The organism is Streptomyces sp. AF1A (assembly GCF_047340315.1).
Taxonomy (GTDB): Bacteria; Actinomycetota; Actinomycetes; order Streptomycetales; family Streptomycetaceae; genus Streptomyces.
Genome location: NZ_JBLEBI010000218.1, coordinates 1 through 10,257, shown reverse-complemented (window position 1 = coordinate 10,257; position 10,257 = coordinate 1). Strand labels below are relative to the sequence as shown.

The window sequence follows — 10,257 nt, the reverse complement described above, 5'->3', positions numbered from 1 at the left end:
CGTCTGCCCGGGCAGCTGTACGCGGAGCGCGGCGTGGGGTCTGAGCCTGGTGGGGCTGGTGTTCTCGTGTGGCGCCGGCATGGTCTTCCTCCTGGGCGCATCTGACGGCTGGTGACATGTGCGCGGTGTGCGGCGGGTGCCGGTGGGGGGCGTTGCATCCCGGCAGCCGCCCAGGAGGGCACGTGCGTGGGGCGGTCACGGGCGGCGGGCGCGCGGTCGAGGCGAGGGGGGTGGAGATGCGGTGAGGTGAGGGTGCGAGGGGAGCGGCCCTGGGCGAAGGAACGGCCCGGCCGCCGGGGCTGATACGGCCCGACGAGCACATCCGCGTGCGGCGTGCGCTGCCAACTGCGCCGGCCGGAGGGCTCTTGGCGCACGGTGTGCACCCAAGGCGGGCGCGGCGGGGCGGGGGTGTCTGCGTTCGACCGGGGGCCGGCAGGCCGCCGGCGGGCCAGGCAGGACCGTGCGGCGTGTGCCGGTGCGGTCCTGCCTGGCCGGTGTGTCACTGCTGCACGCTGATGGACTGCGCGGCCTCGGACTGGGCGACGGCGTAGGGCGAGCACTGGTTGAGCGCGGCCGACTCGTTGTGCGCGTCGACGTGCGCCACCTTCTTGGTGACGGTGGTCATCTTGGCGAAGTTGAACGAGAACTTGCCGAGCGCCTCACGCCCCGGCAGCAGCTGTGCGGTCTCGGCCTCGAGCTGGTCGGTGTTCATGAAGAGAGTCCTTTCGTCCTTCAAGTGGGATTGCGGAAAAACGAGTTCCGGCAGGGTGCGTCCCGGTGTGTCGCGGGGCTGGCACTCCGGCCTCGTTGCGAACCCTGCGGCGCGTTGGGGCCGGCAGTTGAGCGAGCAGCAGGCTGCCCGCCGCACAACGCGCCGCAGGGGCGGGTGGACGGCCCGGAGGTCCCCTTCCTCCGTGGCCGGGCCATGCGGAAACCCGGCTGAGGAGTCGGGGCGCGGCGGAACTGGGGGAGACCCGCCCGCCGTCCAAAGTCTCCGAACAATTCGTCCGGAGGCCCCGGACAGTAGCCGAAACCGAAGGAAAAGCGCAAACAATCCAAATGCGACATTCGTTCAAAGTCGTACTGTTGTTCATCCGTGCGGTCCCACCAGGGCCGACTGCGGCGGCGCGGCACCGCGCAGCGCATCGGCGGGGCGGCACGCGAAACAGTGGGCCGGCAGGCTCGGCGGCGTGTTTCGTTTGGGCCGTGACCGGCGGCAGCGGCCGAGTGAGGCCTGTTTTGTGCCGGTCGGGCCGGGGTGAGGATCCGCGATTCGGCACGACGGCAGCCGGTGCAGGCCCGGTCGTGACGGCCCAGAACTCGTGTCCTTGCACCGGCTCCCGGCGCGGGGCGTCCCACGTGGCGGGAAAAAGAAAATGGGGGTGGGCCGTGTCCGCCGGCGATGGGCGGAAGGCGTCAGTTGACGGTCAGTTTGTAGACCGCCAACTCGTCCTGGCCGATGTGGGCGAGGAAATCCGGCGCGCCTGTGTGAAGTGCGGGAACGGTGTTGTTGACCAAGTGGAGTTCCGCGGCGTCGAGAACGGCGGCTGCCGCGTTGAGCATGTCGGTGAGCGTCGACTCGGGTACCTGCCGCAGCGGGTCGCCGGAAAGCAGAATCACCGCCTCGCCGGTGCTGCTGCGCACAACAGCGGTCACGGGGGCTCCCTGTACGACAAGCACCTGCTACCCCTCTCGGCGTGGTCTTTCACGACCCGCTGGATGCCGGCACGGCAGGAGGATATCCCTGGCTCTTGTCATGGCCGCCAGCCGTGGTGCAGGCACTGGATTTCGGCCATGATTTCCGCCGAGCTTAGCGGGCACGCCGTGGCCGGGTGACCGCACCGGGCGGGCGTGCATGTGCTCGAATCTCCCGCGTCCCGCACGGTGGCGGTGGTGCTGTCGCACCGCCGCGGTCCGCGGCGGTGCGGCCACGGTCCGCGCCGGCTGCAGCGCCGGTCCGCCCCGGCCGCCGGTCCGCCCCGGCCGTCGGTCCGCTCCGGCCGCCGGGGCGTGCGGTAGATGACGCCGGGCCGGCCCGCCCCCCTTCGCGGCGGCGGGCAGCAAGACGGCGCCCCCGCGAGGGCGGGCGGCAAGGCGGCGTCCCTGCCGGGGCGGTTGGTGCAGGCGCGATCACGGGCATGCGGTGATCGGCGAGGAGAGGGATCTCGATCGCCGGCGGTGTCAACTGCGTGTGCGCCAGGCGCGCTTGTTCTCCTGCACCCCCTCCTGCGGGGCCTGGGCCGCGTCGATCTCCGCCTGGAGTTCGATCGCGTGGAGGATGCTCCCGTTCAGTGTCCTGCGGATGATGGGATCGGTGATTCTCCAGGCGGTCATGGCCTCGTCCGGCGAGAGCGTCGCCGTATTCGGCGACAGGGGCGCCGTATTCGGTGGGAGGGGCGCCGTATTCGGCTGCCGTCTGGGTGATTGGGGGCCGCGCTGCTCGGGAATGAGGCCGCTCTCCACCAAAATCCTGCGGTGATCGAGGTTGAGGACGGTCGCCCACGTCGTCAACTGCGAGGGCAGGGGGAGGGTTTTGCCGTCCAGTGTCCGGCTGACGGTGGTCAGGCTCAGACCGGTCGCGGCCGCCAGCTGCGCCCGCCCGCCCTGGCGCCGGCGGACGTCGTATCCGCATGCCGTGGCAGCCTGGGTGAGAAACGCGCCGATTCGCTGCGCCTGAGCCTGCCGTTTGGCCCTGAGGTCGTGGGGGGAATCCTTCGCACTCCGCATGCCTCGGAGGGTAGCGCGCGGGCATGTCGTCACATGCCAGTTGCACGCGTGCACCTTTGCAGGTCACAACCTAGATCGGCATTTGTGCAGGCCACATCCCGAATAGCGTATCTGTGTGCGAATCAAAATACCCTTGCGTCACTCACTCCTGGCAACTTGCATATGTTGCGCCCGTGTGGGTTAGGCCACGCGGCTGCACGTTGCTGAGGGGGTCTTTTGACCATGCTTCGCCTCCATATGGCCATGCTCCTGGTAAAGGCCAGGGAGCTCGGTGACGAAAGCGTCGCCGACATGGCGCAGCGCACCGGTATCAGCAGATCCACGCTCCACCGGCTCGCGACCGGAACGAAACAGCCGAGCCTGGGCACGCTCTGGACGCTGCGCGATGCCTACAGTGTCCGGCTCGACGCGCTCGTCTACGACGACCCGCAGACGCTCGGGCGCAGCCGGCTTGCCGGGCCGCGGCGTGTGCCCGCCACGGACCGGCACCGTTTGCGGCACCGGGACGGGCACGCGGCCGGCTGAACAACCGCACCCGCAGCCCTCCTTGCCCCTTTGCTGCCCGGCCCGGCAGGCGCCCGAGGCGTCACCCCGCCCCCACGCCGCGTTCTGCCGCCGGCCGCCCCACCCAACCTTCTGCACCTTCCTCCACGCACGATCGGGAGCACCCTTTGACCACTCAGGCTCACGACGCTGCCGTCGACGGCGGCGCCACGGGGGAATCGGCCCTCGTCACCCGCGCCCAGCAGGGCGATCGCGAGGCGTTCGCCGAGCTGTACCGGATGCATCACGATGTCGTCGCCACGCTCATCGGCCGACGTGTCAGATCGAACACCGCCCTGGCCGAGGACCTCACCGCGGACGTCTTCATGAAGGCATGGGCCAAGATCGCCACCTTCACCTGGACCGGTACGTCGATCCGTGCCTGGCTGTGCACCATCGCACGCAACGCGGTCGCCGACCACTTCAAGACCGCCGCGACACGCCACCTCACCTTCGTCGGGCAGATCACCCAACTCCACGATGCCTGGGCCCCTTCGGTGAGCAATCCCGAAGACACCGTGTTGTCCTTGCTCGCGGTCGACGACCTGCACCACGCTCTGTCCGGGATCACACCCCGTCAGCAGGTCGTCATCCGGCTGCGGTTTCTGGGTGAGATGTCCGTGCGGGAGACGGCCCGCACCATGGGCACCACCGACGCCGCCGTCAAGACGCTGCAGTGGCGCGCGCTGGACTCCCTGCGCAGAGCCTACGCGGGGGCGGTGGCATGACCATCTCCTACGGCAAGGGCAGCGACGTCGAGCAGGAACTGACCGCGCGGCTGAGCGAACTCGCCCGCGCCTTCATCGCCGATCTGAACGCACAGGGCCGCCTGGTGGACACCGGCGGGGCCGAGGCCCTGGGACGACCTACCGGACCGGGCCGCACCCGGCACGCTTTGCCGCAGGCGGAACCGGGCGATGACGGGGCCACCGGGCAAGCCGCGCACCCGGTACCGGATGCCCCGCCCCGGTGGGAGGTGATCATCGCGCCCCGCGCCGGCGAGGACGTACCCGGCGTACCCCAGGTTCCCCGTGCCGGCGAGGACGTACCCGGCGTACCCCGGGCGTCCCGTGCGGGCGAAGAGGCACTCGGTGCATCCCGGGCGTCCCGTGCGGGCGAGGAGGCACTCGGTGCATCCCGGGCGTCCCGTGCGGGCGAGGACGTACTCGGCGTCCCCCGGGCTCCCCGCCCGGGCGAGGAGGCACCCGGCGGATCCCGGGCGTCCCGTGCCGGCGACGACGTACTCGGCGTACCCCAGGTTCCCCGTGCCGGCGAGGAGGTACCCGGCGCAGCCCGGGCGCCCCGCCCGCTGCACATCCTTGACGTGCCGGAGCCTTTCCCCGCGAGCGCGTACGGGCCCGACGCGTGCGCGGCACCGGCCGGCACGCCCGATGCGGCCTTCGCCGTGCGGGCGGCCGCGCCGGGACCGGCTGCCGGGCCGGCCGCCGGATCGGGTGCCGGATCGGGTGCCGGATCGGGTGCCGGATCGGGTGCCGGATCGGGTGCCGGATCGGGTGCCGGATCGGGTGCCGGTGCCCGAAGGCCGCCGGTGGCCGGCCCGGTCCCTGCCCGGCAGGGCGCGGTGCTCGCACCGCTCACCGCGCAGAGCACCGGCGACGAGCAGGCGCGGGCGGCCGACGGGGAGCAGGCACAGCCGGCGGCCGCCGTCACGGCGGCCAGGCTGCGCACCGAGAACGCGGACCGGCTCGAGGTCATGCAGATCACCTCGGATCACGAACGCGTCCATGTCCACATCCATGCCCTGTCGCTGGGCGACTGGGAGTACTGGCTGGGCGTGATCGGTGCACCCCCGAACGCGCCGACCCAGCCCAGCGGATGGGCCCAGAAGGCCACCGGGCACCTGGACGGTGTCGAGGTGCATCTGACCGCGGACGCCGTGCCCCGTCTGCTGGAGGAGGCGGCGCACCTCGCCGGCGAACCCTTCTGCCTGGGCGGCCGCATCTACGATCTCGCCCTCGCCCACACCGACCGCCTGGGCCAGATGTGGCACTACGACGGCCGGCGCCAGGAGGACGACACCCCCCTGCTCACCCTGGGCGGCAGCAGCGGCCCGCCCTACCCGCTCACCTCCATCGTCATGGCCAACGGGCCCCTCACCCCCGCCGCCGCGCACCCCGACGCCCCCCAGGCCGGCTGAAGCACGCCGCGCACCGCCGGCCCTGTGCTGCAGCGCCTGCTCCTCGAGCACGCGAGCGGTGCACCACGGGCGAGGGCGGCGCGGCCGCAGGGCCGGGCTCCGGCTGCCGGGAGGCCGCTCGTCCGGGCACTGCCGTGCGGGCGGACCACTGGCTGACACAACGCGGGCTCGCTCCGGTCCGTGCTCCACCCGCTGCGGCGACCGCGCCCGCGCCGCCCGCCCCTACGCCTGTCGCATCGCCTCCCCGTGACGCTGTGGCCGCCCGCTGGCCACCGGCGCCGGATCGGACAACGCCCAGGCTTGCTGCTGTTCGACGTGCCGGACATGTGCTGTCGGAACTCGGGTTCTGGCTCAACTTCCGTGCTGAGTGACGCTCCGTTACGGCTGAACATCGAAGAGAGCAATGGAAGGGGGTGGCGGGGCAAGCACTGCGCGAAGGCGCGTCAGTATGGCTCGCCACTGCTTCCAGTCCTCCGGGTCGACCCAGTTTGAGGCTGGCCCATCCTCGTCGCCGACGATGCGGGTGAGGGCTTCGTCGGCGAGTGCCCGAAGGTCGGAAGGGAACATGGGCATGGGTGTTTCCGGACCGTAGGGCATGTCGACGGGTTCGCCTCCCGGGCATTGCGCCGCAATCAAGGCGGCGGCGGCCACCGCCTCTTCTGCTTCCGTGAGATAGCCGGTTGCGTCGATCGTCCGGATGAGGACACCTCGGATCAGTGCTTCACGCGCCTCGGGCTCGGCGTCGTCGAGCGCGTTGGCGAAGTCCGCGGCTGTGTCGTTGTCGAAGGGACCAGTATCCCAGGTGCCCATGCTGATCTCCTTGCGTATGGTCGCCCGGATCCTCGCATCAAGCACTGACAACACGACTACGGGGCGAGCAGGACCCGTTTGCGAAGCAGGTCGAAGCCTGCGCGGCCGAACATCTGGCGCTTGAGCATCTTGATCCGGTTCATGTGGCCTTCGACGACCCCAAAGTTCCAGGGCAGCGTCATACCGGCGATGAGGGCGTTGCGGTCTCGGTCAATGCCGGCCGCGAGAGTGCGGAGGCTGGGCAGGTCGTCCTGTCTCGGGTGGCGTCGAGCCACTGGGAGTCGGTCACCCTGGCGCTCGGTGAGCATGTGGGCGAAGGACTGGACGTGACCGGTCAGGGCATCGAGTTCGGGGCAGTTGGCAAGGACGGCCTTGAGTCGGAGCTGTTCGATCTCGGTCAGCGTCTCGGGTCGGCCGAGGATCCATCTCGTCACCACGCGGGGTGCCGGCACCTGCGCGGTGACCGGCCGTGGCGAGGTGCGCTTTTGGCGCAGGTAGGCGCTGACCCGGCCGTAGCTGCCGCGATAGCCCAAGGGAACGATCTCCTCCCACAGCTTCCAGGCGTTGGTGCAGCCCTCGTCCCAGCGTTCGTCCAGGTAGGGCTTGTACTCGTCAAGGACGGAGGTTCGGTTGTGCTGCCACTGGCCGCGAAAGAGGTCTTCCGGCTTCGCCGCGTCGGCAAGGCTCTTGACGGTGCGGTGGGTCATTTTGAGCTGACGCTCGACGGAGCGGCGGCTGTGGCCGGCTTCCAGCAGCGCGTGGACCGTGGCGTGCCGGGCTCGGGCGCGGTTGGCGGACCGCTCGCTCCGCCATGGCGAGTCCGTCTTCTCCTCGGGTGGCGAGGGTTCGTCGGCCTTCGCCTCGGGATCGGGGACCAGGACGCGAAGGCACTGGCGGTGTCGGGCGACCGCCCGCTCAGTGGCTTCCCCGAGGTTGTGCCATAAGTGCCGGCGGTCGGCGACCTGCGTCGCCTGGGGTGCCCCGGCTGTGGCGCCTTTTGCGAAGAACGGCGCGCGGTTTCTGCAGACGACCTCGATCCCTGGCCGCTGGGCGAGCCAGGCGGCCGGGCTTGATGCTTCTCGATCAGGCAGGAGATCGATCGGACGACGGGTCTCGACGTCCACCAGGACAGTGCCATAGCGGCGGCCCTTGCGGGGGTCGTACTCGTCGACGCCGACGACGCGAGGCGGCGGCACCTCCGGTCCGGGCAGCGTCTCGACCAGGCGCAGGACCGTGCTCCGGCTGATGGACATGCCGAGCACGGCAGCCAGAGGGGCGCCGGCTCGACCGGGCAGGGCGAGGCCGACTGCGGTCAGGATGGAACGCAGCCGTTCGGTGCGCCGGCCGTGCCTGCGGGTGAGGCCGGATATCTGCTCCACGAACGTCTGACGTGGGCACGTGGTGTTCCCGCACCGGAATCGCCGGACTCGCAGCTGGAGTACGACGCTTCGTCCGGCGCTCGGGACATCAGCGAGAAACCGCAGGCAGGAGCTCTGAATCCGGATCGAGCAGACTCCGCATCCCGGGCAGGCGGCGCCGGTCGTGGTGCACTGCGCGTCAAGGCGCACATTCTCGATATCCATGTCTACCGACAACACCGCGATGTCCGCGATCGCCGGGAACAACAGCGTCTTCAACTGGAGTACAACGTCTTCCACGGCCCGGACTGTCAGCCCAGCGCCGCTGACCACCAGCCATTTTCGGGCGACTTCGCATACCGCCCGGAGGCGCTCAGCCGTCACTCACCGTGGCCACTGCACGAAAGCTGAGCCAGAACCGAAACTCGTGAACAGAGCACGTGGTCGAATGCCTCCCGGCGGATCGCGCTGATCACGCGCTCGCTGCCGGGAGCCGTGGACGCGCTGGATTCCGCGACTCGGCAACAGAGCCACCGTCATGCCCTGCGCTGATGAGGCTTATGCTCCGGGCAGCTCAGGCCGTCTGGTGGCGATGACCGCGGCGACCTCCGCTGCCTGCCGGCGTGCCTGTGCATGCGCCTGCTTCAGTGAGGCGTAGTGCTGAGGGAGCAAGTGCCGGAGCGGCTCCATGACTGGTGCGTAGGTCAGCTCGGGCGTAATGGGACGGACGTCCAGGGCCATCAGATTGGTGTCGCCGAGAATGGTCTGCAGTGCGGGAATGAGGAAGTCCTTGCCGTGTTGGGGTGCGCCGGGGCCGTATCCGCCGCCTCGGGCCGAGATGACGACTGCGGGGCGGCCGGCGCTGGGGGCCGGGCCGGCCAGTCCTATCGTCTTGCCCACGATCATGATGTGGTCCAGCCATGCCTTGAAGACCGACGGCATGGAGTAGTTGTAGAGCGGTACGGCAAACACGTAGGCCTCGGCGCCGAGGAACTCCTCTACGAGCTCGTCCTGCAGGAGTGCAGCGGCCTTCTGCTCGGGTGTGTGCGCGCCGGCGGGGGTGGTGCGTGCCGTGATGCCGGCCGCGTCCAAGTGGCCGACGGGGTCGAGCGCGAGGTCGCGGCGGATGATGTCGCGGCTCCAAGCCGCGGTGAAGGAGTCGGCGACCTGGCGGGAGACGGAGGCGTCACCAAAGGCAGAGGCGTCGATACGCAGTAGGTAGGACATGGCGGTGGCTCTTTCGTGTGAGAGTGCGTGGGCGTGTGCGCACTGTGGGCGGGTGGGGCCGTGTCGTCAGGGCGTGGGGTGTCGGGAAGCGACGGCGCAGCCGTCCTGGGCACAGGCGCCGCCGGCTTCGCCGAGGATCTGCATCGGCTGCGGCTCGGGATGGGCGGCTTTCCATGCTGTCGTCATCGCCGCCAGGAGTTCGTCGGTGCCGACGGCGCCGGGGATGGCGTACGTGGCGTCGAGAGTGATGAACGGTGTGCCGTGGGCTCCCAGGCGCTCGGCCTCGCGTTGGTCGGCAACGACCCGAGCCCGGTAGCGACGCTCGCGCAGTACCCGGTCGGTCTCCTCACGGTCCAGGCCGAGCTCGGCGGCGAAGTCGAGAACCTGGTCCTGGGTCCACAGATTGCGTGCGGACCCGAAGTGAGCGTGGAACATCGCCGTCCACACCTCGTTGCCGCGCCCCTTGTCGGTGGCGAAGGCAAGGAGCTCGTGGGCGTGGTCGGTCGGGCCGAGTGTGCGCTCAAGCGCGTGATAGGTCTCCAGTCCTTCGGCGTGGGCGGCGGCCTCGATCGGTGCGAGGAGCTGCTGTGCGCGCGCCGGCGAAATGCCGTGCATCTCCAGCAGCTGCCGCTGGGTGACGCCCTCGCGGGGCAGGCCGGGGTGGACCTGGAAGGAACGGTGGACCACCTGGACGTCATCGGCGTGCTCGAAGCGCTCCAGGGCCAGCCGCAGTCGGTTGTCCATCAGCCCGCAATACGGGCAGATGATGTCCGACCAGAACTCGAGCTTCACGGTGAGGTTCCTCCCGTACTTACTTCCTGTTCGTAGCCTCACTGTGCATTAGCATGGCGAGCCTTACAAAAGGCACATCCATGTTCGTGGATCAGCAGAAAGGGGCGACAGGCGTGGGCGCCAGCAGCGAAATCCGACGGCGGCGCACGAACGTACGGGCAGACGTACGGAGCACACCGGGCCCCTGTGCGCAGTGGAGCGACAACGACGCCGACTTCATCCGTGAGGTACTCGACATGGTCGGCGACAAGTGGAGCGTGCTGATCATCGGTACCCTGGCCGACGGGCCCGTGCGCTACTCCGACCTCGCGCAGGCCATCCCCGGTGTCTCCCAGCGGATGCTCACTCTCACTCTCAAGCAGCTCCAGCGCAGCGGGCTGGTGGATCGCACCGCCTACGCCGAGGTACCACCCCGCGTCGAGTATTCCCTCACCGGCCTCGGCGCCTCCCTGCTGTCCACCGTGCTCGAATTGGCCGCCTGGTCCGCCGACCGGCACGCCGAGATCCGCCACCACCAGCAGGCCTACGACGCACGCACGACTTGAGCGCTCCCCCTTCGTCGCAGCAGACGTCGGCTCGGCGTTCAGGCCCCGACCACATCGCACGAAGACGACGTACCATCGCCCAAAATGCGCTTGCCCA

The 10,257-nt window shown here is 69.9% G+C and carries 11 protein-coding genes; 4 read left to right on the top strand and 7 right to left on the bottom strand.

Going from position 1 to position 10,257, the window contains the following annotated elements; translation table 11 throughout:
• Window positions 1-499 precede the first annotated feature (499 nt).
• From ACLU3S_RS33120 to ACLU3S_RS33110, 3 genes are all read right to left on the bottom strand, one after another.
• The gene (locus ACLU3S_RS33120; RefSeq protein WP_413955683.1) at window positions 500-712 is read right to left on the bottom strand and encodes a hypothetical protein; all 213 of its coding nucleotides are present in this window, start codon (window positions 710-712) and stop codon (window positions 500-502) included.
• A 704-nt stretch (window positions 713-1,416) separates the two neighbouring features.
• Entirely contained in the window at window positions 1,417-1,656 is a 240-nt protein-coding gene (locus tag ACLU3S_RS33115; protein WP_413955682.1) for a hypothetical protein, read from the bottom strand.
• A gap of 525 nt (window positions 1,657-2,181) precedes the next feature.
• Window positions 2,182-2,727 carry a transcriptional regulator gene (locus ACLU3S_RS33110; RefSeq protein ID WP_413955681.1) on the bottom strand — a complete coding sequence of 182 codons (546 nt, stop codon included), beginning with the start codon at window positions 2,725-2,727 and terminating at the stop codon, window positions 2,182-2,184.
• A gap of 237 nt (window positions 2,728-2,964) precedes the next feature.
• Here ACLU3S_RS33110 and ACLU3S_RS33105 point away from each other — a divergent pair, with 237 nt between their 5' ends.
• The 3 genes from ACLU3S_RS33105 to ACLU3S_RS33095 all read left to right on the top strand — a co-directional run bounded on the left by ACLU3S_RS33105 (window position 2,965) and on the right by ACLU3S_RS33095 (window position 5,428).
• Window positions 2,965-3,252 (top strand): helix-turn-helix domain-containing protein, encoded by a 288-nt coding sequence (locus ACLU3S_RS33105; RefSeq protein ID WP_413955680.1) that lies wholly within the window; start codon window positions 2,965-2,967, stop codon window positions 3,250-3,252.
• Window positions 3,253-3,398: 146 nt separating this feature from the next.
• Window positions 3,399-3,998, top strand: coding sequence for a sigma-70 family RNA polymerase sigma factor (locus tag ACLU3S_RS33100; RefSeq protein WP_413955679.1), 600 nt, complete (start codon window positions 3,399-3,401; stop codon window positions 3,996-3,998).
• A complete protein-coding gene (locus ACLU3S_RS33095; protein WP_413955678.1) occupies window positions 3,995-5,428 on the top strand; it encodes a BN159_2729 family protein in 1,434 nt (477 codons plus the stop codon). The genes ACLU3S_RS33100 and ACLU3S_RS33095 overlap by 4 nt, the downstream gene beginning before the upstream one ends.
• Window positions 5,429-5,806: 378 nt before the next feature.
• Here ACLU3S_RS33095 and ACLU3S_RS33090 read toward each other — a convergent pair whose 3' ends face one another.
• The 4 genes from ACLU3S_RS33090 to ACLU3S_RS33075 all read right to left on the bottom strand — a co-directional run bounded on the left by ACLU3S_RS33090 (window position 5,807) and on the right by ACLU3S_RS33075 (window position 9,615).
• Window positions 5,807-6,238: a DUF4259 domain-containing protein gene (locus tag ACLU3S_RS33090; protein WP_413955677.1), complete on the bottom strand. Its 432-nt coding sequence runs from the start codon at window positions 6,236-6,238 to the stop codon at window positions 5,807-5,809.
• Window positions 6,239-6,294: 56 nt separating this feature from the next.
• Complete coding sequence (locus tag ACLU3S_RS33085) at window positions 6,295-7,896, bottom strand: ISL3 family transposase (protein WP_413955676.1); 1,602 nt, start codon at window positions 7,894-7,896, stop codon at window positions 6,295-6,297.
• A gap of 258 nt (window positions 7,897-8,154) precedes the next feature.
• Window positions 8,155-8,823 carry an FMN-dependent NADH-azoreductase gene (locus ACLU3S_RS33080; protein WP_413955675.1) on the bottom strand — a complete coding sequence of 223 codons (669 nt, stop codon included), beginning with the start codon at window positions 8,821-8,823 and terminating at the stop codon, window positions 8,155-8,157.
• A 66-nt stretch (window positions 8,824-8,889) separates the two neighbouring features.
• On the bottom strand, window positions 8,890-9,615 hold the full coding sequence (locus ACLU3S_RS33075) for a DsbA family protein (RefSeq protein ID WP_413955674.1): 726 nt from the start codon (window positions 9,613-9,615) through the stop codon (window positions 8,890-8,892).
• Window positions 9,616-9,728: 113 nt separating this feature from the next.
• Between ACLU3S_RS33075 and ACLU3S_RS33070 the strand changes: the two genes are divergently transcribed.
• A complete protein-coding gene (locus ACLU3S_RS33070; protein ID WP_355136751.1) occupies window positions 9,729-10,160 on the top strand; it encodes a winged helix-turn-helix transcriptional regulator in 432 nt (143 codons plus the stop codon).
• Window positions 10,161-10,257: the final 97 nt, after the last annotated feature.

Bases quoted from the DNA above. Each gene is read 5' to 3' on its own strand.
- ACLU3S_RS33120 (WP_413955683.1), bottom strand. From the start codon at position 712: ATGAACACCGACCAGCTCGAGGCCGAGACCGCACAGCTGCTGCCGGGG.
- ACLU3S_RS33110 (WP_413955681.1), bottom strand. From the start codon at position 2,727: ATGCGGAGTGCGAAGGATTCCCCCCACGACCTCAGGGCCAAACGGCAG.
- ACLU3S_RS33105 (WP_413955680.1), top strand. From the start codon at position 2,965: ATGGCCATGCTCCTGGTAAAGGCCAGGGAGCTCGGTGACGAAAGCGTC.
- ACLU3S_RS33095 (WP_413955678.1), top strand. From the start codon at position 3,995: ATGACCATCTCCTACGGCAAGGGCAGCGACGTCGAGCAGGAACTGACC.
- ACLU3S_RS33090 (WP_413955677.1), bottom strand. From the start codon at position 6,238: ATGGGCACCTGGGATACTGGTCCCTTCGACAACGACACAGCCGCGGAC.
- ACLU3S_RS33080 (WP_413955675.1), bottom strand. From the start codon at position 8,823: ATGTCCTACCTACTGCGTATCGACGCCTCTGCCTTTGGTGACGCCTCC.